This is a genomic window from Olleya sp. Hel_I_94 (genome assembly GCF_007827365.1).
Lineage (GTDB): Bacteria > Bacteroidota > Bacteroidia > Flavobacteriales > Flavobacteriaceae > Olleya.
In genome coordinates this window covers 1,687,827-1,713,998 of sequence record NZ_VISI01000002.1, presented here as the reverse complement: position 1 = coordinate 1,713,998, position 26,172 = coordinate 1,687,827, and the positions used below count along the sequence as shown (strand labels likewise).

22 protein-coding genes are annotated in these 26,172 nt (G+C 32.5%); 18 read left to right on the top strand and 4 right to left on the bottom strand.

Annotation, left to right across the window (positions count from 1 at the left end; all coding sequences use genetic code 11):
- Position 1 precedes the first annotated feature (1 nt).
- The 14 genes from JM82_RS10950 to tsaB all read left to right on the top strand — a co-directional run bounded on the left by JM82_RS10950 (position 2) and on the right by tsaB (position 12,023).
- Complete coding sequence (locus JM82_RS10950) at positions 2-586, top strand: heme-copper oxidase subunit III (protein ID WP_145003604.1); 585 nt, start codon at positions 2-4, stop codon at positions 584-586.
- Positions 587-707: 121 nt separating this feature from the next.
- Positions 708-1,706 (top strand): cytochrome c oxidase subunit 3, encoded by a 999-nt coding sequence (locus tag JM82_RS10945; protein ID WP_145003600.1) that lies wholly within the window; start codon positions 708-710, stop codon positions 1,704-1,706.
- Between the two features lie 23 nt (positions 1,707-1,729).
- Entirely contained in the window at positions 1,730-2,110 is a 381-nt protein-coding gene (locus JM82_RS10940) for a cytochrome C oxidase subunit IV family protein (RefSeq protein ID WP_028283407.1), read from the top strand.
- Positions 2,111-2,200: 90 nt separating this feature from the next.
- On the top strand, positions 2,201-2,917 hold the full coding sequence (locus JM82_RS10935; protein WP_145003597.1) for a hypothetical protein: 717 nt from the start codon (positions 2,201-2,203) through the stop codon (positions 2,915-2,917).
- 10 nt (positions 2,918-2,927) lie between these two features.
- Entirely contained in the window at positions 2,928-3,674 is a 747-nt protein-coding gene (locus JM82_RS10930) for an SCO family protein (protein ID WP_145003594.1), read from the top strand.
- Between the two features lie 42 nt (positions 3,675-3,716).
- Complete coding sequence (locus tag JM82_RS10925) at positions 3,717-4,262, top strand: DUF420 domain-containing protein (protein WP_145003591.1); 546 nt, start codon at positions 3,717-3,719, stop codon at positions 4,260-4,262.
- A gap of 35 nt (positions 4,263-4,297) precedes the next feature.
- The gene (locus tag JM82_RS10920) at positions 4,298-4,519 is read left to right on the top strand and encodes a hypothetical protein (protein ID WP_145003588.1); all 222 of its coding nucleotides are present in this window, start codon (positions 4,298-4,300) and stop codon (positions 4,517-4,519) included.
- A 71-nt stretch (positions 4,520-4,590) separates the two neighbouring features.
- Positions 4,591-5,478: a carboxypeptidase-like regulatory domain-containing protein gene (locus JM82_RS10915; protein ID WP_145003585.1), complete on the top strand. Its 888-nt coding sequence runs from the start codon at positions 4,591-4,593 to the stop codon at positions 5,476-5,478.
- Positions 5,479-5,615: 137 nt separating this feature from the next.
- Positions 5,616-6,317, top strand: coding sequence for an ABC transporter ATP-binding protein (locus JM82_RS10910; protein WP_028283412.1), 702 nt, complete (start codon positions 5,616-5,618; stop codon positions 6,315-6,317).
- On the top strand, positions 6,310-7,539 hold the full coding sequence (locus tag JM82_RS10905; protein WP_145003581.1) for an ABC transporter permease: 1,230 nt from the start codon (positions 6,310-6,312) through the stop codon (positions 7,537-7,539). Before JM82_RS10910 ends, JM82_RS10905 begins: the two co-directional genes overlap by 8 nt.
- Positions 7,540-7,542: 3 nt before the next feature.
- Entirely contained in the window at positions 7,543-8,784 is a 1,242-nt protein-coding gene (locus JM82_RS10900; protein ID WP_145003578.1) for an ABC transporter permease, read from the top strand.
- Positions 8,785-8,855: 71 nt separating this feature from the next.
- Positions 8,856-9,971, top strand: coding sequence for an efflux RND transporter periplasmic adaptor subunit (locus JM82_RS10895; RefSeq protein WP_145003575.1), 1,116 nt, complete (start codon positions 8,856-8,858; stop codon positions 9,969-9,971).
- Positions 9,961-11,349: a TolC family protein gene (locus JM82_RS10890; protein WP_145003572.1), complete on the top strand. Its 1,389-nt coding sequence runs from the start codon at positions 9,961-9,963 to the stop codon at positions 11,347-11,349. The genes JM82_RS10895 and JM82_RS10890 overlap by 11 nt, the downstream gene beginning before the upstream one ends.
- Before the next feature lie 2 nt (positions 11,350-11,351).
- A complete protein-coding gene (tsaB, locus tag JM82_RS10885) occupies positions 11,352-12,023 on the top strand; it encodes a tRNA (adenosine(37)-N6)-threonylcarbamoyltransferase complex dimerization subunit type 1 TsaB (RefSeq protein ID WP_145003569.1) in 672 nt (223 codons plus the stop codon).
- Here the strand turns inward: tsaB and JM82_RS10880 are convergent, their stop codons facing one another.
- Positions 12,024-12,836: a mechanosensitive ion channel family protein gene (locus tag JM82_RS10880; protein ID WP_145003566.1), complete on the bottom strand. Its 813-nt coding sequence runs from the start codon at positions 12,834-12,836 to the stop codon at positions 12,024-12,026. It lies immediately after the preceding gene.
- A 254-nt stretch (positions 12,837-13,090) separates the two neighbouring features.
- Between JM82_RS10880 and JM82_RS10875 the strand changes: the two genes are divergently transcribed.
- On the top strand, positions 13,091-19,771 hold the full coding sequence (locus JM82_RS10875; protein WP_145003563.1) for a choice-of-anchor L domain-containing protein: 6,681 nt from the start codon (positions 13,091-13,093) through the stop codon (positions 19,769-19,771).
- A gap of 82 nt (positions 19,772-19,853) precedes the next feature.
- Here the strand turns inward: JM82_RS10875 and JM82_RS10870 are convergent, their stop codons facing one another.
- Together JM82_RS10870 and JM82_RS10865 are read right to left on the bottom strand one after the other, a co-directional pair.
- Positions 19,854-20,054 carry a dodecin family protein gene (locus JM82_RS10870; protein ID WP_099568818.1) on the bottom strand — a complete coding sequence of 67 codons (201 nt, stop codon included), beginning with the start codon at positions 20,052-20,054 and terminating at the stop codon, positions 19,854-19,856.
- Positions 20,055-20,175: 121 nt separating this feature from the next.
- Entirely contained in the window at positions 20,176-21,078 is a 903-nt protein-coding gene (locus tag JM82_RS10865; RefSeq protein ID WP_145003560.1) for a NifU family protein, read from the bottom strand.
- Positions 21,079-21,329: 251 nt separating this feature from the next.
- Here JM82_RS10865 and JM82_RS10860 point away from each other — a divergent pair, with 251 nt between their 5' ends.
- Positions 21,330-22,340, top strand: coding sequence for a type IX secretion system membrane protein PorP/SprF (locus JM82_RS10860; RefSeq protein WP_145003556.1), 1,011 nt, complete (start codon positions 21,330-21,332; stop codon positions 22,338-22,340).
- Between the two features lie 62 nt (positions 22,341-22,402).
- Here the strand turns inward: JM82_RS10860 and JM82_RS10855 are convergent, their stop codons facing one another.
- Positions 22,403-23,416, bottom strand: a complete 1,014-nt coding sequence (locus JM82_RS10855) for an SIMPL domain-containing protein (RefSeq protein ID WP_145003553.1) — start codon at positions 23,414-23,416, stop codon at positions 22,403-22,405.
- A 207-nt stretch (positions 23,417-23,623) separates the two neighbouring features.
- On the opposite strand from JM82_RS10855, the gene JM82_RS10850 reads away from it, so the two are divergent.
- Together JM82_RS10850 and JM82_RS10845 are read left to right on the top strand one after the other, a co-directional pair.
- Complete coding sequence (locus tag JM82_RS10850; RefSeq protein WP_145003550.1) at positions 23,624-25,786, top strand: histidine kinase; 2,163 nt, start codon at positions 23,624-23,626, stop codon at positions 25,784-25,786.
- 2 nt (positions 25,787-25,788) lie between these two features.
- Entirely contained in the window at positions 25,789-26,163 is a 375-nt protein-coding gene (locus JM82_RS10845) for a hypothetical protein (protein WP_145003546.1), read from the top strand.
- The last annotated feature ends 9 nt before the right edge of the window (positions 26,164-26,172 follow it).

Below are 26,172 nucleotides of genomic sequence, written 5' to 3'. Positions count from 1 at the left end.
AATGGATTTAACTCAAGGGACTTTAGAAGAAAAAACAGGACGCGCAAAAAAAATGATGTTGTACTTTGGTATAGCGTCTTTAATTATGTCTTTTGCAGGATGGACTAGTGCATTTATTGTAAGTAGTTCTAGACCAGATTGGCTTAATGATTTTGAAATGCCTCAGCCATTTTGGATTAGTATTATAATAATGGTAATAAGTAGTATTACTTTTATAATCGCTAAAAGAGCATTAAAGCAAGGTAAAAATGGATTAACTACTGCAATGTTAACTTTAACATTTGTGTTAGGGTTATTTTTTGTTTACAATCAATTTGTAGGTTTTAATCAAATTATAGACTTAGGATTTAACTTTACAGGACCAACAAGTAATATTACAGTAACTTATATTTACCTAATTGCAGTAGTGCATATAGTACACGTGCTAGTGGGTTTAATTCCGGTATTAGTGGTGTTAATCAATCACTTAAGAGGTAAATATTCTCAAGATAATATGGTTGGATTTGAATTAGCAGAAACCTTTTGGCACTTTGTTGACTTGCTATGGATCTACCTGTTTTTTTTCTTATACTTTTTTCTAAACTAAAAAAATATTGATCTAATAAGACCAAAACCTTATTTAGATACTATAAAATTAGAGTTTGGTATTTTTTTAACTGAATAAAATGATTATTTTTGTGCCACATTTTAACAACTAATTTAACACTATGAATACTACAGTTGCAACTACTGATACAGAAGGAAAGACTTGGGGAGGTGGTAACCAACCATTAAAAGCAAGTTATGGTAAGATGATGATGTGGTTTTTTATCGTATCAGATGCATTAACATTCTCTGGGTTTTTAGCAGCCTATGGTTTTTCAAGATTCAAATTTATTGATGCTTGGCCAATTGCAGACGAGGTTTTTACTCACGTACCATTTTTCCATGGTAATTATCCAATGATTTATGTTGCGTTTATGACGTTTGTATTAATCATGTCTTCAGTGACAATGGTATTAGCAGTGGATGCTGGTCACCATTTAAACAAGAAAAAAGTGACTTGGTACATGTTTTTAACCATTATTGGTGGTTTAATATTTGTTGGGTCTCAAGCTTGGGAGTGGAATACTTTTATTAAAGGAGACTTTGGTGCTGTACAAACAAAAGGTGGTAACATCCTTCAGTTTGGAGAAAATGTAACTGTGGATGGTGAACAAACTTTTAAACGTTTATCTATAGCAGATTTTGCTACTGCTGCACCTACAGACAGAGTAGAGCATGAGCGTAAAAATGGACTTTGGTTTGTTGGAGAAGGTACTTTACCAGCTTATCAAGTAAGCGATATCGTTAAAGGTATGGAAGCTAATCCTAATGTATTAGTTAGAACGCAAATCATTAACGAAGAAGGTGAAAAAACAATCTTAACAAGAGAGCAATCTTTAAAACAAATTAAAGAAAATGGTAAATTAGTAGTTCAAGGTGCTAACTTACATGTAAACGAATATGGTTCGCCATTATTTGCAGACTTCTTTTTCTTTATTACAGGATTTCACGGATTTCACGTATTTTCAGGAGTTGTGCTTAACATCATTATTTTCTTTAATGTTGTTATCGGTACATATGACAGACGTAAAAACTACGAAATGGTTGAAAAAGTTGGTCTTTACTGGCACTTTGTAGATTTAGTTTGGGTATTTGTATTTACATTCTTCTACCTAGTTTAATAATTTTATAGAAAAGAAATATCATGGCAGACGCACATAAATTAGAAATATTTAGAGGATTAATTAAGTTTAAATCTAATACTCAAAAAATTTGGGGAGTTTTAATCTTGTTATCTATCATTACAGCTGTAGAGGTTGTTTTAGGTATCTACAAACCATCTTGGGGAACCAACGTTGTGTTAGGGATGAAACTTTTAAACTGGATTTTTATCATCTTAACAATTGTTAAAGCATATTATATTACTTGGGATTTCATGCACATGCGTGATGAATTACCTGGATTAAGACGTGCTGTTGTTTGGACAGGAATATTCCTTATTTGTTACTTAGTATTTATATTATTACAAGAAGGAGGTTACGTTTTTGATGTATACGACAAAGGATTTATCAAAAGAGATTTCTAAGTAAAGAAATCGATATAAAATATAGTTAAAAGGTGGTTTATTAAAGCCACCTTTTTTATTTTTGTATAATTAAAAAAAAGCATTGAGATTATGGATAAAAAGAAATTGAAAAAAGGAATTACCTTAGGTGCTTTATTTTTTTTACCAGTAATCTTTTTGTTGTTTTTATATCCTTCTACTAATAACTACAATCCTTTAGAAGTTGTTAAAAATAACGTCCTTGATTTTCAAAACTTGTCTTCAGCAACAACAGACTTACAACTAGAAAATCATATCACAGTTTTAGGTTTTTTAGGTAAAGATCCAGAATCAAAAGTTGTTGAAACCTCTAATCTTAAAGAATTAATCTACGATAAGTTTCAAGGTTTTAAAAAGTTTCAAGTTATTATGTTGGTGTCCAAATCTACAACAGACGCTACAGATAGACTTAAAAAAGAATTAACTAAATACGGAGAGCTTAAATATTGGCATTTTGTTGAGTTGGATGACTCTGATACTAAAAAAATGTTTAATAGCTTAAGATCAAGTGAAGTCTTAGACTTTAATTTAGCAACTAACAAAGTATATATTGTTGATAAGGAATTAAATCAGCGTGGACGTTTAGATAACAGAACCAAAAAAGAAATAGAACAAGGTAAACAAGCCTATCCGCTTACTGCTTATAATGCATCAGAAGTTGCACAGCTTAAAAATGTTATGGGAGCAGATGATTTACGTGTTTTGTTTACTGAGTATAGACAAAAACGTAAAGGCGAGTTTAACTCGACCTCTAGACGTGCAGACGATTTAAAAGGAGACACAAACTAATAGCATTACCATGAGTAAAAAAGCAAATTATTCTTACGTAGGTATTTCATTCATTATATTATTATTCGGTATTATTTTTATTCCTAAAATTATTGATAGAGTAAGTAATAAAGATATTAACCGTACGGACGAGAGTAGAAGCAAAGGTGTTATTGTTAATCCAAAAAGCGATGCGCCAAATAAATCAGATGTAGGCTATTTAGTGATTAATGAAGAGCGTAAAAAAGTACCAGAGTTTAGTTTTACTAATCAAGATGGTAAAACAATAACTAACAAGGACTATTTAGGTCAAGTGTATGTGGTGGATTTCTTTTTTACAACGTGTCCTACCATTTGCCCAAGAATGAGCTCTAACTTAGCATCTATACAAAACACATTTAAAGATAATCCAGAGTTTGGTATTGCATCATTTAGTATCATGCCAGATAACGACACTCCAGAAATCCTAAAGGCTTATGCTGCAGATTATGGTGTTACTAGCCCAAATTGGCATTTAATGACAGGAGATAAAGAGGCTATTTACCAATTATCAAATATGGGTTTTAATATCTTTGTTAATATTGAAAACTTTGAACATTCAGGAGATTTTGCTTTAGTAGATAAAGAAGGATACTTAAGATCTAGAACAGATGCTTTTGGTAATCCTAAAATATTTTATAAAGGTGTAATTAGCGAGCAAGAAAAAATGGATGAAGATGGTAATGAACAAGAAATTACAATCTTAAAAGAAGACATTGCAAAACTATTACAAGAGTAAATTTAACGCATCCTAATCTAGCCAGACCTATTTATTACAATTATGAGTACAAGAAAACTAAACGCCGAACAAAAGTATAATAAGTGGATTGTTATCCTATCTATTATTATCCCTTTAGCTGTTGCAGCTTTGTTTACAGTTAAATTAAAGGACCTAGGTTTTAATGTAGAGCCTTTAACATTTTTACCACCTATTTATGCGACAATAAATGGTATTACAGCATTTGTATTATTGGTAGCCGTTTGGGCAATTAAAAATAATAAACGTCAACTTCATGAAAATTTAATGAAGTTTGCAATCTCTTTATCAGTATTATTTTTAGTAATGTATGTCGCTTATCACATGACAAGTGATTCTGCTGAATTTGGAGGAGAAGGCGCAATTAGGTCTATTTATTTTTTCATTTTAATAACACACATTGCATTATCGGTAGTAGTCATTCCTTTTGTATTAATAACTTATGTTAGGGCAATTACAAACAATATACAACGTCATAAAAAAATAGCTAGAATTACGTTTCCATTATGGTTGTACGTTGCAGTTACTGGTGTGATTGTGTATTTAATGATTTCGCCTTATTACGTGTAACAGCTATTTAAAGCTTTATTAAGCACCTTACAATTATGAAAACTAAAGTTTTTTTATTTCTATTTTTAATCGTTTCATTTTTACAGACTAATGCACAATGCGCTATGTGTAGAGCTGTTCTAGAAAACGAAGAAGGTCAAGCTGCAGCAAAAGGTATTAACGATGGTATTGTCTATCTAATGTCCATTCCATACATCATAGTTTTTAGTTTAGGCTTCTTTATCTATTGGAAATATTTTAAAGTAAAAAAAAGCTAAACTATATATTGATAGAATTAATAAAAACTCCAAATAATGTTACATTGCTTGGAGTTTTTTAATTTTATCGTATGAAATACATTATTAATATAGTTTTACTACTAATTATTAACCATTCTTATTCTCAAACCATAAAAGGTAAAGTTTTAGACTCTATAAGTCAACAACCTTTAGAGCTTGTAAATATTACTTTAATGACTAAAAATAAAGGTGTTTATTCAAATAATAATGGGTCTTACAGCTTTGAAATTTCAAATCATTTATATGATACTTTAAAGGTGTCTTCAATTGGGTATAATTCTAAATATATTGTTTTAAGTCAATATAAAAACCAGATAAATGTAAAGTTAGATATTAAGCTTTCTGAAAAAATTACAGAGTTAGATGAAGTTGTTATTGATTTTAAAAAGAAAAAATACAATAAAAAACATACCATTGGTGAAGATAAAGTAGGTAATGCTGGAGTGAGTTCTCTAATAGGTTACGAAACATGCGTGTTATTAAATAATCCATTGGAAAAAAAAGGAAAGTTAAAAAATTTTTATATAAAATTTAAAAAAAGAAATAATGCTGTTTTTACAGCATCTTTAAATATTAAATTTTATAGTTATGATACCAAAAATAAAAAACCTGGATATGAACTTTACACCAAAAACTTAGTAGTAAAACCAAAGAACAAAAAATACACTTTGAATATTAATCTAAAAGATATGGATATATTCATGCCAGAAGAAGGTATGTGTATTGGAATTGAATTTATTGATCCTAATAACGAGTCCAAAAAATATGATGTTATAGGTCCTATGTATAGATTTACCTATGCTACAGAAGAAAATCTAACTTGGTCTAAATATAGAGGTAAAGAATGGAAAAAAGGCATTGTTAAGTTTGATTACAAAAACGATAATAGGACAGGTAATGTTATGATTGGCGCAGATGTTTTATTTACAAATGAATAAAGAATGAAAAAAAGCATCTTATTAAAAACCTTTAAAATCAATATTTAACAAAATTTTTCAATAAATGTTGTAACAAATTGTATCCTTTGTAGTCTAACTGTTATTGAGTTAATCATCAATCAAAAAAACCATCAATTATGCTCAAAATAAATAAGTTACATAAGTCTTATCCAATTGGCGATTCTAGTCTTCATGTTTTAAAAGGTATTGATTTATCTGTTGAAGAAGGCGAAATGGTTGCTATTATGGGTTCTTCAGGTTCTGGAAAATCGACGTTACTTAATATTATTGGAATGTTAGATGAAGCTGATGAAGGCGAGTATATACTTGATGGTGTCCCTATTAAAAATCTTACCGAAAAGAAAGCAGCGATATACCGAAACAAATTTTTAGGATTTATCTTCCAATCGTTTAACTTAATAAATTACAAAAATGCAGTAGAAAATGTTGCATTACCATTGTATTATCAAGGCTTAAAACGTAAAGAGCGTATTGAAAAAGCAATGTTTCACCTTAAAAAAGTTGGCTTAGCTAATTGGGCTACTCACTTACCAAACGAGTTGTCAGGTGGACAAAAACAGCGTGTAGCAATTGCACGTGCTTTAGCTGCAAATCCAAAATTATTATTAGCCGATGAGCCTACAGGAGCATTGGATACCAAAACATCCTACGAGATTATGGACTTTATCCAATCTTTAAACGATGAGGGTAAAACCATTTTAATGGTAACACACGAAGAGGATATTGCCAATATGTGTAAGCGTATTGTGCGATTAAAAGATGGTGTTATTATGGAAGATGTGTTTATTAATCAAGAAAGAGCTTCTGCACATGTTTGATAGAGACCTTTGGCGCGAAATATTTCAGAGTATAAACATGAATAGAACCAGAAGTGTATTATCTGGTTTTACCGTAGCTTTTGCCATATCGTTATTCGCGATTCTTTTTGGAGTAGTCAATGGATTAGTCAATACATTTGATACCGCTTTTGTGGATGATGCTGCTAATTCTATTTTTATAAATTCTGGACAAACCTCAAAAGCACATAAAGGATTACAAGCTGGTAGACAAATACAGTTTACTAATGAGGATTATGAGTATATTAAAGACGAGTTTGGTGACAAAGTACAATTCATAACCGCAAGAATATATAGAAATGTAAATGCTTCGTTTAGAAACGAAAAAAACAGCTACAGTGTTAGAGCTGTTCACCCAGACCATCAGTATCTTGAAAATACTAAAGTAGAATACGGTCGTTATATCAATCAATTAGACGTTGACAATAAAACTAAAGTAGTTGTTATTGGACGACTAGTAGAAGAGGATTTGTTTTTAAAAACAACTGCTATTGGTAAATACATTAATTTAAATGGGATCCAATATAAAGTGGTTGGTGTGTTTAGTGATGATGGTGGAGATAATGAAGAGCGTTACATGTATATGCCAGTGTCTACAGCACAACAAATTTATGGTAACAATGACTATATCGATCAAATCAATTTAACCTATAACCCAAGCATGAATTTTGACGAAGCTATTGGGTTTAGCACTGCGTTAACCAGAAAACTTAAAGATCGTTTTTCAGTTTCTCAAAATGACCAACGTGCTATAAGGGTTAGAAACTTGGCTAATGAGTCTAAAGCCATTAACCAAATGACAGGAGGTTTAGGTGTCATGGTATTAGTTATTGGATTTGGGACATTAATAGCAGGAATTGTTGGTATAAGTAACATGATGATTTTTATTGTTAAAGAGCGTACTAAAGAGATTGGGATAAGAAAAGCACTTGGAGCTTCACCAAAATCAATAGTGTCTATCATATTATTAGAGTCTATTTTAGTTACAGTTATTGCTGGATTTGTAGGCTTGCTCATTGGGATGACAGTCGTAGAGTTTGCAGGACCAATGCTAGAAAAATATTTTATAAAAGACCCAACAGTAAGTTTAAGCGTTGTTGTTGCAGCAACTATAACTCTTATTGTAGCTGGTGGTATTGCAGGCTATTTACCAGCTAAAAAGGCTTCCAAGATTAAACCAATTGTCGCACTTAGAAATGATTAAATTATAATGTTTTTATTCGAAAGAGATACATGGCAAGAAGTTTACGATAGTTTAAGTAAAAACAAACTACGTTCGGCATTAACTATGGTTGGTGTTTGGTGGGGAATTTTACTACTTATCGGATTACTTGGTTCAGCAAAAGGGTTAGAAAATTCTTTTAATAGATTATTTGGTGATTTTGCTACAAATAGTGTGTTTGTTTGGGCACAAAGTACCAGCAAACCTTTTAAAGGGTTTCAGGAAGGTAGACAAGTACAACTTAAAATAAGTGACGCTAAAAAAATTGAAGAAAATGTAGAAGGTATTGAGTTTGTGGTACCAAGAAATCAAAGTTCTGCTTTGGTAGTACGTAATTTTCTGTCTGGTAATTTTGGTGTAAATGGTGATTACCCTTTATTAGATCAAGTTCAAAAAAAGAAAATGATTCGTGGACGTTTTATCAATCAAACTGATATTGATGAAAATAGGAAAGTCGTCGTTATTTCAGAAGAAATCTACAAACAAATTTTTGAAAAGGACGAAGAAATGATAGGCGAATACATTCTGTTAAACGGAATGAATTTTAAAGTTATTGGTATGTTTGAAACTGGTAATGCTAATATGGGACCTTCTAGTGATATTCATATTCCTTTCACCACTTTTCAACAAATATATAATATGGGTGAAAATATTGGTTGGATGATGATTACTGGTAAACCAGAATACGATATTTCGCAAATTGAAGCAGACTCCAAACTAATTTTAAGAAACTTAAATAAAGTGCATCCAGATGACACTCGTGCATTTGGTAGTTTTAATTTAGGTAAAGAGTTTGCAAAAATCACTGGATTTTTAACAGGAATGCAATTTTTAACTTGGTTTGTTGGAATAGCAACCTTAATTGCAGGTGTATTTGCAATTGGTAATATATTGCTTATAACGGTCAAAGAAAGAACAAAAGAGATTGGTGTAAGACGTGCTTTAGGTGCCACACCTTATGAGATTAAAAGACAAATTGTTGTGGAAGCTGTATCTATAACCTTAGTGGCAGGACTATTAGGAATAATTAGTGGTGGCTGGATACTTATAGCCTTGGATAGTAAGTTTGGTCAAGGTGCAGAAGCTATTATTGTTAACGCTTCAGTATCTATAGCAGTAGTGTTTATTGCCTTAATAATTTTAGTAGTATTAGGGACTTTAATTGGACTAATACCAGCTTTTAAAGCAACAAGTATTAAGCCTATCGAGGCATTAAGAGAAGAATAATTTTATCAATTAAATATAATTAAAATAAAGTCTAAAAAACTTTTAAAATCAACCGAGTAAACTATATAAAAATGAAAAAAGTAATAAAAATAATTGTAATTGTTGCTTTGGTAATAGCGCTTTTAATGGTGTTAAAATACTTTAAAGACTCAAGTTCTAAATCAGTGGAAGAGTTTAAAACAGCTGAGCCTTTTTATACCTCAATAAATACTAAAACGGTAGCTACAGGTAAATTAAATCCAGAGGAAGAAGTAGAGTTAAAACCTCAAATTTCAGGTATTATCGATAAAATCTTAGTCGAGGAAGGTGACATCGTTAAAAAAGGAGATGTGATTGCTAAAATTAGAGTCGTACCAAACGAGCAAAGTTTGGTTGGTGCAAGTGGACAAATATCTACAGCAAAACTATCGTTTAATAATGCTAAAACATTATACGATCGTAATAAAGCTTTATTTGAAAAAGGGGTTATATCTAGACAAGATTTTGAAAACAGTCAATTGTCTTTAAACCAAGCACAAGAAACCTTAAATCAAGCTCAAAATAATTACCAAATTATTAAAAGAGGATCATTGTCTGGTGGTGGATCTGCAAATACAAATATTATCGCTTTAATTCCTGGGACAATTCTAGAGATTCCAGTAAGAGAAGGTGATCAGGTTATTGAAAGTAATAACTTTAATGCTGGTACTACAATCGCGACTATTGCAGACATGAGCAAAATGATTTTTGAAGGTAAAGTGGATGAAGCTGAAGTTGGTAAATTAGAAGAAGGAAAAGATATTAAAGTAATTTTAGGTGCGATTAACGAAAAAGTGTTTCCTGCTAAACTTACATTTGTTGCACCAAAAGGTATGGAAGAGAATGGAGCAGTGCAATTTACTATTAAAGCAGATGTAACGGTAGAACCTTCAACTAAAATTAGAGCTGGTTACAGTGCTAACGCTGAAATTGAAATGGAAAGTAAGGACAGTATTTTAGTAATTAAAGAATCATTATTACAGTTTAACAGAATTACTGAAAAACCATTTGTTGACATTGAAACAGCTCCAGGTACTTTTGAAAAAAGAGATGTGGAAATAGGATTGTCTGATGGTATTAATGTCGAAATCACAGAAGGTGTTAAAGAAGGAGAAAAAATTAAAGTGTGGAACAAAGCATCAAAAGAAGATAACGAAGATGAAAACTAGAAATATAATACAATTCACATTAGTATTCTTAGTAGGCTTCACAGCTTTTGCTCAAGAAAAAAAGTGGTCATTAAAAGAAAGTGTTGATTACGCATTGCAAAACAACATAACCGTTAGACAGTCACTGCTAGATCAACAAATTGCAGAACAAGATTTAAAATCTGCAAAAGGAAACTTTTTACCTACAGTAAATGCAAGTGCCTCTCAAAATTGGAATTTTGGTTCGTTTATAGATCAAAACGGAAGTAGGATTTCAAGAGATTCTAGAGGTAATGGATTTGGTTTAAATGCAGGTGTTACCTTATTTAATGGCTTTAGAAACACAAATCTTCAAAAGCAAGCAGAACTAGGTATTGAAAGTAGTAAGATTCAATTAGATATTTTAAAAAATAATATCTCGTTAAATGTAGTAAATGCGTATTTAAATATATTGTTTAATCGCGAAGCTGTAAAGCAAGCAGAGGAGCAAGTGGCAATTAGCCAAAAAAGTTTAGAGCAAGTGCAAGAACTTGTTGATGCAGGAGCTAGAGCAAGTGCAGATTTGTTAGTCTCTAAATCGCAATTAGCTTCAGATAATGAGCGCTTAGTTAATGCAGAAAACAATGTGGTATTGTCACTATTAAATTTATCACAGTTATTACAAATACCATCGCAAGGGTTTGACATTCAAAATGTAGATATTGATTTAACGGAAGCAGTCTTAGCTTACAACAATTCAAACGAAATTTTATCCTACGCGTTAGATAATCGTCCAGAAATTAAAGGTGCACAACTTAATATTGATAATGCTGAATTAAACTATCAAATTGCTAGAAGTGCCTATTTACCTTCTTTAAGTTTTGGTGTTGGTGCAAGTACGTCTTACCAACATTTACAAGGACAAGATGATGTTTTACCTATAGTTACAGGATTTGATGCAACGTCTGGAGAAGCTATTATTGAATTACAAAAAAATGGATTTGCAGAGCAAATTGAAAATAACCTTGGATACAATGTTGGTTTTAGTTTAAACGTGCCAATTTTTAATGGATTTAGAACAGACGCAAGTGTTAAAAGAGCAGAGATTAGTAAAGATCGAATCGTTTTAGCTTTAGAGCAAGAAAAACAAACGCTAACTTCCAATGTAGAGCAAGCTTTTGCTGATGCTAAGGCTTCATTAATTCAATATGAAGCATCTAAAATATCTTTAGAGTCCCAAGAGTTAGCTTTTCAAAACGAACAAGATAAATACGATTTAGGTGTCAGTACATCGTTTCAATTAGAACAAGTTCGTAACCGACTAATAAATGCACAATCGTCTTTTTTAAACGCAAAATACAATTACGTTTTTAAAACTAAAGTGTTAGATTTTTATCTTGATAAACCAATAACAGAATAAAAGTGGCATATATTTTAAATATTGAAACGTCTACAACTAACTGCTCAGTCTCTCTTTCTCATAAAGGAGAGACTTTGGTGCTAAAAGAAGATTACGGAAATGGTTATTCTCATGCAGAAAAACTCCACGTTTACGTTGATGAGGTGTTAAAAGAAGCAAAGATTTCAACATTACAATTAGATGCCATAGCAGTAAGTAAAGGACCAGGATCATATACAGGATTACGTATAGGTGTGTCTGCAGCTAAGGGTTTAGCATTTGCTTTAAACATACCATTAATATCAGTATCTACTTTAGAAGCCTTAGCGCATCAAGTAAAAGCAGATTCTGGATTAATTATACCAATGTTAGACGCTAGACGTTTAGAGGTGTATTCTGCTATTTTTGATACTCAGTTTAATAGCATTAGAGCAATTGAAGCGCAAGTCCTTGATGAGACGTCATTTCAATCTTATTTGTCAGAAAATAAAGTCTACTTTATTGGTGATGGTGTGGCTAAAACTAAAGCGTTATTAGATAATAACAATGCAGTGTTTATTGAAAACAAATTACCTTCTGCAGATCAAATGAGCGCTTTAAGTTTTAATAAATACAAAAAAAGCGACACCGAAGATGTCGCTTATTTTGAACCGTATTACTTAAAAGATTTTGTAGCAATAAAATCTAAAAAATAATTAAGCCTGTTTTTGTATTTCAACACTATGTGGATAAGGTATGTCAATACCAGCAGCATCTAGTGCTTCTTTAGTTTGTTCGGTTGTCTCAAAATAAACAGCCCAATAATCTTCAGCTTTACACCAAGGTCTTACAGCAAAATTAATAGAGCTATCTGCTAATTCAATCACATTTACCGTAGGTGCAGGTGTTTCTAACACTTTAGGGTTAGCGGTTAATACAGACATTAAAACTTCTTTTGTTTTTTTAATGTCAGATTCATACCCAACGCCAAAAACCAAATCTACACGTCGCGTACCTTCAGTAGAAAAATTAATAATATTTCCATTGGACAAAGAGCCATTAGGGATAATAATTTCTCTGTTTGATAATCCTGTAAGTTTAGTCGTAAAAATTTGGATCTCTTTTACAACTCCAACTTGACCTTGTGCTTCTATCAAGTCGCCAATTTTGAAAGGTTTAAATAACATAATTAATACACCTCCAGCAAAATTAGCTAAAGACCCTTGTAAAGCTAATCCAATTGCTAAACCTGCTGCAGCCAATATCGCAGCAAAGGATGTAGTTTCAATGCCTAACGTCCCTAGTACGATTATAATTAGTACAATTTTTAAAACCCAACGTAATAGGTTTATTAAAAATTTTTGTAAGCTTTCATCATAATTTCTAACTAGCATTAATTTTTTCAAAGCTCTTAGAGCTTGTTTGATAACAAAAGCACCAATAATCCAGATAGCTATTGCAGCTAACATTTTAGGCGTGTATTCAATAATAATTTCAGACCCTTTGTCTATCCATTTTTGTAATTCCATTGTATGATTTTATAAGTTAAAACAAATATAGATATAATTTGCAAACTCTAGTGTTGGGTAGGAGTTTTTGAATTGTAACTGTTTAATATATATACTATTCAACTTTGTCTGTTTTTATTATAAAAATGCGTATCAATTGATCTATGTATGAGCAATTCTTATCATTTTTTAAGATGAATTTTATCAAATTATTAGGCAGTATTTTAGTATAATTGTAAATTAACCAATTATTCAACCCTTTTACTAAATAAGAAATGAAAAAATTTCTACTTATTGTTACTTTTCTAGGTGCTTTATTCACTGCTCAATCTCAAGATGTTTTGATGCAAAACGGAACGTTTTCCCAATGTTCAGGTGTGCTTTATGATTCAGGAGGAGCATCGGCTAATTATGCTGATAACGAGAATTTTGTTTTAACGCTATGTCCAGATGGACCAGATCAATTTATTCAAATACAATTTACAACATTTAGTACACAACTAGGTTCCGACGTAATGACTATCTATGATGGTGATGATACAAGTGCTGCGGTAATTGGTACATATTCTGGTGGTGGAGCAGCAAATAATCCAGGTACAATTTCTGCATCAACAACTAGTGCAACAGGTTGTATTACAATAGAGTTTGTAAGTAGTGCAGCAGCAAATACTTCAGGTTGGGCTGCTAATATTTCATGTTTACAATCCTGTCAAACAATTACACCTACTATAGATGCTACAAACCCAGTAGCTGATGGTTTAGGTGTTATTCAAATTCCTTTAGGTGGTACTGTTAGTTTTGATGGTAGTGCAATTTTTGAAGATGACGGAACAGGAGCAACTTATAACTGGAATTTTGGAGATGGATCTTCAGCAACAGGACTATCATCAAGTCATGTATTTAACAATTTAGGGACGTTTACTGTAACATTTACAGCAACAGATAGCAATCCAACAGGATGTTCTGCTTCGACAACTATTGAAGTAGAAGTTTTAAGTCCATATATTACTGTAAATCAAACAACTTATACAGTTCCAGAATTAATAGAGGATGTATTAATTGATAGCCCATGTGCTACAGTTTCTAATTTTAATTGGAGTACAGGAAGCAATTTTGGGCAAGAAAATGGGATTGGATATTTTACAGCACTTCCAGGTGCATTTCCATTTGAAGCAGGTATTGTTTTAAATTCTGGTGATGCAATGGAAGCTGAAGGACCTGAAACAGGAACACAAAGTAGTGGTGGATGGCCAGGAGATGCAGATTTAGAAAATGCAATACCAGCATTAAACCCAGGAGATTCTAATGATGCTTCTTTTATCGAGTTTAATTTTGTGCCAATTGCTAATAGTATAAGTTTTGATTTCTTATTCGCATCAGAAGAGTATGGAGGTTTCCAATGTGGATTTACAGATGCTTTTGCATTTTTATTAACGGATTTATCAACGACTGCAGTTACTAATTTGGCAATCGTGCCAGGAACAACAGATGTTGTTTCTGTGTTTACGGTTAGAGACAATGCGTATAATGCAAGTTGTCCATCGGTTAATCCAACTTTTTTCGACTCTTATTATGGAGCAGGAGGATTGCCTCCAGGAAATTCTCCAATCGATTTTAGAGGTTATACAACTTCTATGACTGCTTTTTCTAATGTAACGCCTGGTAACACTTATAACATTAAACTAGTTATTGCGGATGATGGTGATACAGCCTATAATGCAGCAGTGTTTTTAGGAGCAGGAACATTTAATTTAGGAGGAGATTTAGGAGATGATGTTACCATAGATGCTGGTACAGCAATATGTTCAGGAGGTTCTGTACCTTTAGATACAAACTTACCTACAGCAACTCATACTTGGTATTTAGACGGAGTTGTTATACCAGGAGAAACGGGATCTACTTTAAACGCAACGGAAAATGGTGTTTATAGTGTTGATGTTGTTTTTTCTGCTACATGTCAAGCGACAGATTCTGTTTTAATAGAATTTATTCCAGGACCAATGGTGGAAAATACCATTGATATTATTACATGTAATAATCCTTCCGGAAATGAAATTTTTGATTTAACGGTTAATGATACCGAAGCGATAGGAAGTCAAATCGCTGCAGACGTAACTATTAGTTATCATAATAGTTTGTCAGATGCACAATTGGGACTTAATCCTATTGCGGATCCAGCCAACTATATTGGAAATGAAACCTATCCAGAAATTATTCATATCAGAATTGAAGATGTGGCATCAGGAACTTGTTCAGATGTTGATACTTTTAATCTAGATGTGATAACTTCGGTTCTTAACCAAGCACCAGACATGGAGGTTTGTGATGATGTGTCTAATGATGGAGTTGAAATGTTTAATTTAGAATTACAGACTGCAACAGTTTTAGGTACGCAACTAGCTTCAGAATATACAGTAACCTATCATAACTCATTTGCAGATGCTGATTCAGGTGATAACCCATTAGTTAGTCCATATAATGGTAGCAATGGTGAATATATTTTTGTTCGTATCGAAAGCTTAATTGATTCAGACTGTTATACAGCTACTACCTTACCAAACGGAGGATTTACCTTAATTGTTAATCCAAATGCTATAGCTGTACAACCTTCTAACATGGTAGTATGTGATGATGTTTCTGAAGATGGATTTGAGATTTTTGATTTAACAACTCAAGAAACTACAATTCTTGGAGGTCAAGATCCAGCAAACTATACAGTTACTTTTTATGAAAACTTAACAGATTTAGATGCAGAAACTAATCCTATTTTAAATTCAACTACTTATCAAAATATAGATTCGCCAGAACAAATTGTATATGTTAGAGTTAACGATAATATTAATCCAACATGTTATGGGTCTACAACTTTTAATCTTATAGTAAATGCATTACCAACATCAATCACACCAACACCATTAGAAGTTTGTGATGATGGTATACCAGACGGATTTACAAGTATAGATTTAAGTATTAAAAACAATGAGATTAGTGGAGGTAACCCAGACTATGCGGTAAGTTATTACCTAACGCAATTAGATGCAGAAACAGAAACTAGTCCATTAGCCATACCATATACAAACATTTCTAACCCACAAATAGTTTATGTAAGAGTAGAAGATGTGACTACAGGCTGTTTTACAACAACGACATTACAATTAGATGTTGTACAAGCACCAGTAGCATTTACACCAACCGCTTTAGAGTATTGTGATCCAGACAGTGATGGCTTTGGAGTCTTCACATTAAGTGATGCTACAGCAGAAATCACAGGAGGCGCACCAGGATTAACGGTTACTTATCACGAAACCTCAAGTGATGCGACAAATAACGTAAACCCATTAGTTAGTCCATATAATAACATTGTAGCAAATACACAGGTTATTTATGTACGCGTAGAAAGTGCAACAATCTCAACAGACTGTGCAACGTTTGTAGACTTGGTTTTAATAGTAAACCCAACACCACAAATAACAGACCCAAGTGCTTTAGAAGTTTGTGATAATGATGCAGACGGTTTTGCAATTTTTGATTTAGAATTAAACAATCCAGAGATATTAAATCAGTTAGATTCAGATACAACAAACGATTTAGCAGCAGCAGATTATACGATAACATTTTACGAAACAGAAGCCAACGCTAATGTGCCAACAAATGCAATAGCAACACCAAATGCTTACACAAACACAACCGCAGATATACAAATTATTTGGGTACGCGTGGATGATAACGCTAATGGCTGTTCTACAGTAACACCAATGGATTTAATTGTAAACCCATTACCAGTATTAGTACAACCTGATCCAATAGCCTTATGTGATTATAACAATCCAGGAGACGAAGTAGAAGCCTTTAATTTAGAAGATGCCAATGCACAAATTCTAGCAGGACAAACCGGAATCACCTTAACCTACTATATTAGTCAATCCGGAGCAGACAATGCTACAGCAGCGGACCAAATATTTAGTCCATACACTAATATTGTAAACCCACAAACGGTTTATGTAAGAGCAGTGGATAATGTAACAGGCTGTGTCAGCACAATTACATTAGACTTAAGAGTTAATCCTATCCCATCACCACAAGCAAGTCCAGTAGCTTTAATAGAATGTGATGACGATAACGACGGATTTACAACCTTTAATTTAGACAGTCAAACAACAACGATCTTAAATGGAGAGCCAGACGTAAGCATCAGTTATCACGAAACACAAGCCGATGCGACAAACGATTTAAATGCCTTAGTTAGTCCATACACAAATATCGTTGCAAACACGCAAATGATATATGTGCGTGCAGAAAATGATATCACAGGATGTTTTACAATAGTCGTATTACCATTACAAGTACAACCATCACCAGTAGTACCAGTAGTAATCGATGATTATATTGTATGTGATGATAACGATGATGGGTTTAGCCAATTTGATTTTGATACAGTAATGGCACCACAAATCTTAGGGACACAAGATCCAGCAGATTTTACATTAACGTACCACACCACACAAATAGCAGCAGACAACGGAACTAGCCCAATAGTTAACACAGGTAACTATACTAATGTTACTAACCCACAGACAATTTATGTTAGATTAGAAGGTAACGTAAATGGATGTGTTACAACAGGCTCATTTATAATCCGAGTTGAGTTTCCACCAGTAATTGTGCAACCAACACCATTAGCAATATGCGATGAGTTAGATGCAGATTATTACGAAAACAATGACGATATGGCAACGTTTGACCTAACGGTTAAAAACGACGAAATTACCGCAGGTAATCCTAGTTGGATTGTAACCTATTACGAAACACAAGCCAATGCACAAGCCGATGTTAGTCCAATAGTAGACCCAACCATGTATACTAATATGATGGTAGGAACAAATCCAGCTAACCCACAAACAGTTTATGTTAGAGTCACAGATGCAGATACAGGATGTTTCTCATTTACAACATTAACCATCCGTGTGTTACCAAACCCAACACCATTACAAAACCCTACAGATTTAGAATTATGTGATGATGTGAATATTGTAGGACCAAATGATTTAATAGAAATCTTTGACCTAACCACAAATGAAGTAACCACAATAAACGGAGAATTAGGCGTAAGCGCAAGTTACTATACGGATTTAGATGATGCCTTAATGGGAACTAATCAAATAGTAGATCCAACAGCACATAGTAATGAAGATCCAGATAATCCAGGCGTAGCAATCAATCCGCAGACGATTTACATGCGTGTAACAAACGGAACAGATGCCTCAGGAACAGGAGGAACAGGATGTTATACTATAGTAAGTTTTGACATTACAGTAAATCCATTACCAGAGGTTAGCCCAATAGAAGATTATATCTATTGCGAATTATTTAATGATGGTCAATATGGCTTTGATTTAGAAAGTAAAACACCAGAAATCCTAAACGGACAAGACGGAACAATCTTTACTGTAACGTATCATGAAACACAAGGTGAAGCAGATATGGCAATGAATGCATTAAGTAGTCCATATACCAATACAAGTAACCCACAAACCATATACGTTAACATTACCAATACCCTAACAGGATGTGATACGACCACTACATTTAATATCGAAGTTCAGGAAGCAGCACAAGCCAATCCAGACTTAGTACCAATCGTATACCAGATATGTGATGACAATATGGAAACCGATGGAGACACAACTGATGATAGCGCACAATTTGATTTATTAACATTAAATCCAGAAGTATTAGATGGACAAGATCCAGCGAATTACATTGTAAGCTATTATGCCACACAAGCAGATGCCGATGCAGCAACAGATGCGTTACCATTTTTATATGAAAACAGTGTTAATCCACAAGTCATTTATGTACGTGTAGATAACAATACCATGACTGTATTACCATTGGCTATCGACCTAGCAGGATTAGGGACAACAGGAATAGACTTTAATGGCGACGGAACGATTGATACAATTGATACCGATTTAGATGGCGTTTTTGACCTAATAGATGTTGATGGCGATGGACTATCAGACGGAACAGATACAGATGCAGATGGTTTAATTGATGAAATAGACATTGATGGCGATGGTATTGCAGATGCAGTAGATATTGATGGCGATGGTGTGTTAGATAATCAAGCAGACAGCTCAGTATGTTATGACACTGCCGAAATCACATTACAAGTTAACCCATTACCAGAGTTTGATTTAGATGACACTTATTTATTATGTGTTAATACAAACGGAACCGAAGTGGTAAACACACCAGTATTAGATACAGGATTAAGTGCGACAGACTACACTTTTGAGTGGCAATTAGAAAGCGTAACCCTTCCAGGAGAAACAGGAAGCAGCTTAACACCAACACAAGGTGGTTTGTATACAGTAATAGTAACAGATGCAGTTACAGGATGTACTAATGACGACTCTGCAACGGTAGAAGAAAGTGAGCCACCAGTAATCACCGCAGAAGTAACCACAGCAGCCTTTGCAGAAGTACATAACATATCAGTAACAGCAACAGGAAGTGGCGTTTCAATCTTCGAGTTTAGTATAGACGATGGACCATGGGAAACAAATACACCAAATGATGGCATGTATATGTTTACAGACGTAGGAGCAGGAGAGCATATAATAACAGTAAGAGACATTAATGGCTGTGGAGAAGCAAGTATACCAGTAATGGTAATGGACTATCCACATTTCTTTACACCAAATGACGATGGGTTTAACGACACTTGGAACATTTACGGAATAGAAGACCAATTAGATGCCGAGATATACATCTTTGATCGTTACGGTAAATTATTAAAACAATTAAGCCCAAGTGGACTAGGATGGGATGGAACGTATAATGGTAATCCAATGCCAACTAGTGACTACTGGTTTACGGTTGAGTATAGAGAGCTAAACGATACCTCAAATACAAGAAAACAATTTAAAGCCCACTTTACTTTAAAAAGGTAATTAAGCAAGATTAAATAACACCAATAAAAAAGCCTGAACAAATGTTCAGGCTTTTTTTATAATACTATATTTTAAAAAGGTGTTAATTAACCTCAAATGTAATTTTAAGATTAACTCTAAAGTCTACAACTTCACCATCTTTAACGCTAGCACTTTGATCTTGTACATAAACAGATCTAATGTTTTTAACGCTTTTAGACGCATGCTTTACAGCTTTTTTAGTTGCATCTTCCCAACTTTTATCAGAGTTTGATAATACTTCGATTACTTTTAATACTGCCATAATATTTAAATTTTAATTATTGTTTGTTTCTTAAAATTACAACTTTTAATACAATAATTGATGATTTAAATCTTCTAACAATATAGTAGTCGGGTTAAACAGTGTGTTTTATAGGTTGAAATTAACCATTTAGAGCTACAACAGATTCTACTTTTCCTGCTAACATCTCTTTAAGCATATTTTCAATTCCGTTTTTTAATGTAAATGTTGAAGATGGACAACCACTACATGCACCTTGTAAAATTACTTTTACGGTTTTAGTAGTTTCATCATAGGATTCAAATTGGATGTTCCCTCCATCACTTGCAACAGCAGGCTTAATATATTCTTCTAGAATGTTTACAATTTGCTTAGAGGTGTCATCTAATGTTTCAAAGTGTGCTTCTACTTTTTCTACAGATTTTTCAACAACTTCTGGTGCATTAGGTGATACTATTTCTTTAGCATCCTCTATGTAATTTTTTATAAACTCTCTTAATTCAAAAGAAATGTCATTCCATTCTGCGATATCATATTTTGTGATTGACACATAGTTTTCGTCAAAAAAGACGCTTTTAACAAATGGAAAATGAAATAATGCTGTAGCCATAGGTGATGGCTTAGCTGTTTCGATTGAGGTAAACTCATAAGAAGAGGTAACTAATTTTTTGTTTGAAACAAATTTTAGTACTGATGGGTTTGGCGTGCTTTCCGTGTAAACGGTTACAGCAACCTTTTTTGTTACAGCAGTTTCTGACACAGCTATTCCACCATCGTTTAGGTAGGATTCAATCTGTTCTGCTACTTCAGTCTTAACATCGTTCCATTCTACAATATTATATCTTTCAATAGCTATAAAATTGCTAGATATGTAAACTTTTTTTACAAAAGGAAGATAAAATAATTGTTGTGCTAAAGGTGAGTCTTTAGCCTCGTCAATGTTGTTAAATTCAAAGCTTTGGTGCTTGGTTATAAATTGGTTTAATTCGAATTTAATTATGGTAGGGTTAGAGGTTTCTTGTATTGAAACTTTAAAATCACTCATTGTTACTTTTTTTTTGCAAAAATACTAAAGAAAAGTATAGATATCTATTATATTTGATTTTTATAAAATTTAACGATTTTTGAGGTTTATTTGATAAAACATTTTTATCTTGAACCTTTAACTTTTACGATTGAAATTATACGTTGTAAATTTATATATTTGAGACTCACTTTTAATTTTAAGTTAAAAGTTAGTTATAAACCCAATAGCGTAGCTATTTTATAGACCTGTCTACCTCGAAATAAGAGATTATGAGATTAAAAAACATATTTTTAATAGCAATTGTTGCTTTATTTGGCACTCAATTTTCAAAAGCCCAAGAGGGATTACCAATCTACTCAGATTATTTAACTGATAACTACTACTTGATTCACCCATCTATGGCTGGTGCAGCAAATTGCGCTAAACTTAGGGTTACAGGAAGACAGCAGTGGTTTGGAGATGATGATGCTCCAAAGTTAATTACTGCTAGTGTAAATGGTAGAATTGGAGACTCGCAATCTGGTATTGGAGCTATTGTGTATAGTGATAAAAATGGATACCACTCTCAAACTGGTGCTTATTTTACTTACGCACACCATTTAATGTTTTCAAGAAGTACTACTGACCTAAACCAATTATCTTTTGGTTTAAGTGTTGGAGCGATACAATATAAGTTAGATGAAACTAGCTTTTTAGCTGATGGATTTGATCCTATTATTGCTGGAATAGAGCAGTCTGCTACTAATTTTAATGTAGACTTTGGTTTTTCTTACTTCTTATATGATTTTTATGCACACGCAACAGTAAAAAACTTACTGAAAAATGATGGTATTAATTTTAATGAGCAAGGTATAAGCTATGACAATTTAAGAACTTACTTAGTATCTGTAGGAAATACCTTTGGAAGCTATGGTAGCGAATGGAGTTTTGAGCCTTCTGCTATGTTTATGTATAGAGATGCTACAGAGGAAGCATCCTTTGACCTTAACATAAAAGCATACAAATCCGTGGACTTTGGTAAGGTTTGGGGAGGATTATCTTACAGACGATCTTTAGATGGTGCAGAATTTAGAGATGGATCTGGAGTAAGTAGCCAAAAACTACAATATATTACACCAATATTAGGTGTGGAAGTAAACAACTTTGTGTTTGCTTACAACTATAGCTACCAAGCAAACTCTGTAGTATTTAATAATGGTGGATTCCACCAATTAACATTAGGGTTTAACTTTAACTGTGGTAAAGAAAGATACAGTTGTAATTGTCCTGCAATTAACTAATTGTCAATATATAATTTATTAAAAAAGCCTCATTATAATGAGGCTTTTTTTTATGGCTTTAATTAGTGGTTAGTATTTAACTCTTTAACGTCAATGGTTCCGTCAGGTGATATAACAAAGTATTTATGTTTGATTTCTGTTTTAACAATAGGGTCTTGTTTTTGCTCAGCTGGTTTTGGTTTAAAATGTAGTTTTATTTCCATACCAATTTGTACAACAGGCTCTAATATTGAAGGATTAATTACAATATCATAGTTCTCGTAAGACAAAGGTTGGTAGTAATATGAGGTTTGTTTTTTTACTTCAGTAACACCTTTATCCTGTTTTAAAGCTTGGAAAGATATGCTGTTAAATGCCTGATAATTTTGATAAAAATCTTTTGGGAAGTAACAATATTTTTGATCAGCCATGACAGCATTATAGTTTTCTAATTTAAAACCTAGTAGATTGTAATATTCTTTTTTTTCGGTAATTAAATTTAAAAGTTTAGTTTGTAGATTCTTATACACATCAGCAATGTTTTCAATATAATAATCCACTTTTACCAAGTTATAAATTTCATTTTTAGCACAAGCAGTAAGAATTTTTTCAAATTGTTGTGTCTTAGTAAATTGGATGTGTATGTTTTGTTGCAGCTCAAATCCTTTAGGGACTTCAGTATACGTTTTGCTAAATAGCTTTTTAGTGACCTCTACCTCATAAACAGGAACAAACGATATCACGTCAATAGCAATATCCTTTTCTAAAATTCCAATTGACGTTAACTCTGTTTTGATATTTGCAATACGATCATTTAAAAGGGTATTAGTGATTTCAGCAGTTTCTCCAATTTGAGTAACATTAAAAATAGCAGTGTAGGTAGTTGCTTTTACATTTTGCAACGCTCTAACGTCAATTATAATAGTACTGTTAGGATTTAAATTAGGTGTAACTTGTCTAAGTGAGTTACCATAAGCAATAGCATTTCCGCTAGTTATATTTTGTCTGGAAATGCCTTGATTAAGATTTCCCATGTGTTGTGCTTGGATGTTAATAGATAGTAAAGTGAATAGGGCAAATAATTTTGAATATTTCATAATTGCTTTAAGTTTTAATTTTGGTAAACCTATAGGCAACATATTTAAAACAAAAGCTAGATTGAGTAAACTAACAACATAAATGAGTCAGTTTGGTATATAAATGAGTTAAGACTATAATTTTGGTTATTTTACTTATCAAATTGAAAAAAGTACATTTTATTTAATGGGCTAAAGTGCGTAAGTTTATATTCTATAATTTAATAAATGAAAAACCTACGCATACTACTAACTATTTTGTTGTGTCTAACAGCACAGCAAATCATGCAAGCGCAACATCAGTTAAATAAATCTGAAGAGGCTACTTTTACTGTAAAAGGGTTAGTTAGAGAGGTGGATACTTATAATCCAATAGTTGATGTTAACATCCAAGTTAATGGAGGATCTTACACTAGTACCAGTTTAAGTGGCGAATTTAGAATTAATGTAAAAATAGGAGATGAGATTATGATTAGTCACAAGGATTTTGAGACTATTTATTACACCGTAAAATCCGATGACGATATAACCGTAGAAGTCCATGCCTTAATCGAGGATGCCTATGTTAAAAAGATAAAAACCAAATCTAATACTTTTAAAAGTACCATTGATTCAGCTGTTTTTTACAAGAAAATTTCAGCAGAAAAAAGTATACAGTTTATAACTGAAAGTATTCCAAAAAGTACATCTGTTAAGCAAAATGCCGAAGCTTTTGAGGTCTTAGCAGACATCTATATGTATTGGAAACAATACGATTTAGCGGTAACAAACTATCGTATAAGTTTAAATAATGTAAACTCAACAGACGTTAATTTAAAATTAGCTAAAGCCTATTTTAAAAACAAAAACCACCAGGAGAGTTTAGCCATTTATAATAGTTTAAAAAATAGCGATTTGTCTAATTGGCAAAACGTAATACGTTACGAAGGATTAGGTGATGTGTATGCTCAAATCAATCAAAACAGTAAAGCAACGCAAGCTTATACAGAAGGATTAAAAGAAGCAACTACTAATCAAATTTTGCCTAAAGTTACAGACTTAAATTCTAAACTAGGAGAGGTTTACAATTCAGAAGGTAAAAAGGCTAAAGCCGAAGTTTTACTAGAAAACTCTGTAGCGCTTGCTGCTCAAGAAAATAAAACAAGAGAGGTAGAACAAAAAATTAAGTTTGCAGATTTTCAAAATGTCAATCAATCTTACGATCAAGAAATTAAAACCAGAAAAGAGATCATTAAAGATATAGCTGTTATTGAAAAAGACTCCATAATAGCTAACGAGAGTAACATAACTAAGCAAAAACAAAACTATAAAATTGGTAATGCGTATTTCCTTCAAAAGGAATATAAAGAAGCCATTCCATACCTAGAAAAAAGTATTGAAGAAGCAGATAAAAAAGAAGATTTAATAGTAAAAAAAGATGCGACTAAAAAACTAACAGATGTGTATGTCGAGTCTGGTAATTTTAGCGAAGCTAAATTAATGTTTGACGAGTATGTGAAAACCGTTGATCAACTATACATTAAAAAAGAGCAAGAAATATCGCAAGCAGCACGATTTAATAAAAGTATAGCCGAAAAGCAAAACCGAATCACAACTCTAGAAACAGACCGAAAGTTAACGCTAAGTCAAGTTGAATTATCTGAAGAAAAAAATAAAAGTCAACAGCTAATAATATACTCATTAATAGGTGGTTTATTCCTGTTGGCAGTAGCAGCTTATTTAATGTTTAAATATATAAAACAACAAAAATTGGCAAACAATTTATTGGCATTAAAGTCTTTACGTAGTCAAATGAATCCACATTTTATTTTCAATGCACTAAACTCGGTAAACAGTTTTATTGCGACTAATGACGAGAGGACTGCAAACAAATACCTATCCGATTTTTCTAAATTAATGCGTGCAGTTTTAGAGAATTCTGAAGAAGATTTTATTCCGCTTCAAAAAGAAATTGAACTTATAGAATTATACACAAAGTTGGAGCATTTCAGGTTTAAGGATAAGTTTGAATACACCATTAATATAGACAAAACTATAGATATCGAAGCCTATCAGATTCCGCCTATGTTACTACAACCCTACATAGAAAATGCAGTATGGCATGGACTACGTTATAAAAATGATATGGGATTGTTAGAAATTTCAATAACCAAAAAACAAAAAGGAGTGATAGCAATAACAATTGCAGATAATGGTATTGGACGTACTAAATCTAAAAGTTTAAAGACCCAAAATCAACAAAAACATAACTCTAAAGGATTAGGAAATATTAAAAAGCGAGTCTCTATTTTAAACCAAATGTATAAAGACAAAGTTGATGTGTTTATAGACGATAATGGAACAGAAGGAGATGTAGGGACAAAAGTAGTATTGACAATCAAAAAAGATTAAAAATGAAATCCATTTTGGCTAGCTTAGTATTTTTAGTATTGATTTTAAGTTGTAAATCTTCTAAAATTGAAGAGCCATGTAAAAATATAATTAATAAATCACCTCTAAATATTAATTCTTTCACAGAGTTAGTTACTGCTGAAAACGATAAACGCGAAATAAGTATAATTGTGTTAGATGGGAAAGTAGCAAGTCAGGACCTTGTGGAAAAATTAATATTTAATAATAGTAAAAATAAAATAGTAAGTGCACAATCTGTAAAAGATCCAAACGCTCCAGAGATAAATGGAAAGCGTAAAAGAGTATTAATTATTTATTCTACCATTTGTGGTCAATGGAAATTAAAAAAAAGTCGATTAACTTTAAAGGAAGACTAAAAATATAAT

Bases quoted from the DNA above. Each gene is read 5' to 3' on its own strand.
- JM82_RS10950 (WP_145003604.1), top strand. From the start codon at position 2: ATGGATTTAACTCAAGGGACTTTAGAAGAAAAAACAGGACGCGCAAAA.
- JM82_RS10945 (WP_145003600.1), top strand. From the start codon at position 708: ATGAATACTACAGTTGCAACTACTGATACAGAAGGAAAGACTTGGGGA.
- JM82_RS10940 (WP_028283407.1), top strand. From the start codon at position 1,730: ATGGCAGACGCACATAAATTAGAAATATTTAGAGGATTAATTAAGTTT.
- JM82_RS10935 (WP_145003597.1), top strand. From the start codon at position 2,201: ATGGATAAAAAGAAATTGAAAAAAGGAATTACCTTAGGTGCTTTATTT.
- JM82_RS10930 (WP_145003594.1), top strand. From the start codon at position 2,928: ATGAGTAAAAAAGCAAATTATTCTTACGTAGGTATTTCATTCATTATA.
- JM82_RS10925 (WP_145003591.1), top strand. From the start codon at position 3,717: ATGAGTACAAGAAAACTAAACGCCGAACAAAAGTATAATAAGTGGATT.
- JM82_RS10920 (WP_145003588.1), top strand. From the start codon at position 4,298: ATGAAAACTAAAGTTTTTTTATTTCTATTTTTAATCGTTTCATTTTTA.
- JM82_RS10915 (WP_145003585.1), top strand. From the start codon at position 4,591: ATGAAATACATTATTAATATAGTTTTACTACTAATTATTAACCATTCT.
- JM82_RS10910 (WP_028283412.1), top strand. From the start codon at position 5,616: ATGCTCAAAATAAATAAGTTACATAAGTCTTATCCAATTGGCGATTCT.
- JM82_RS10905 (WP_145003581.1), top strand. From the start codon at position 6,310: ATGTTTGATAGAGACCTTTGGCGCGAAATATTTCAGAGTATAAACATG.
- JM82_RS10895 (WP_145003575.1), top strand. From the start codon at position 8,856: ATGAAAAAAGTAATAAAAATAATTGTAATTGTTGCTTTGGTAATAGCG.
- JM82_RS10890 (WP_145003572.1), top strand. From the start codon at position 9,961: ATGAAAACTAGAAATATAATACAATTCACATTAGTATTCTTAGTAGGC.
- JM82_RS10880 (WP_145003566.1), bottom strand. From the start codon at position 12,836: ATGGAATTACAAAAATGGATAGACAAAGGGTCTGAAATTATTATTGAA.
- JM82_RS10875 (WP_145003563.1), top strand. From the start codon at position 13,091: ATGAAAAAATTTCTACTTATTGTTACTTTTCTAGGTGCTTTATTCACT.
- JM82_RS10870 (WP_099568818.1), bottom strand. From the start codon at position 20,054: ATGGCAGTATTAAAAGTAATCGAAGTATTATCAAACTCTGATAAAAGT.
- JM82_RS10865 (WP_145003560.1), bottom strand. From the start codon at position 21,078: ATGAGTGATTTTAAAGTTTCAATACAAGAAACCTCTAACCCTACCATA.
- JM82_RS10860 (WP_145003556.1), top strand. From the start codon at position 21,330: ATGAGATTAAAAAACATATTTTTAATAGCAATTGTTGCTTTATTTGGC.
- JM82_RS10855 (WP_145003553.1), bottom strand. From the start codon at position 23,416: ATGAAATATTCAAAATTATTTGCCCTATTCACTTTACTATCTATTAAC.
- JM82_RS10850 (WP_145003550.1), top strand. From the start codon at position 23,624: ATGAAAAACCTACGCATACTACTAACTATTTTGTTGTGTCTAACAGCA.
- JM82_RS10845 (WP_145003546.1), top strand. From the start codon at position 25,789: ATGAAATCCATTTTGGCTAGCTTAGTATTTTTAGTATTGATTTTAAGT.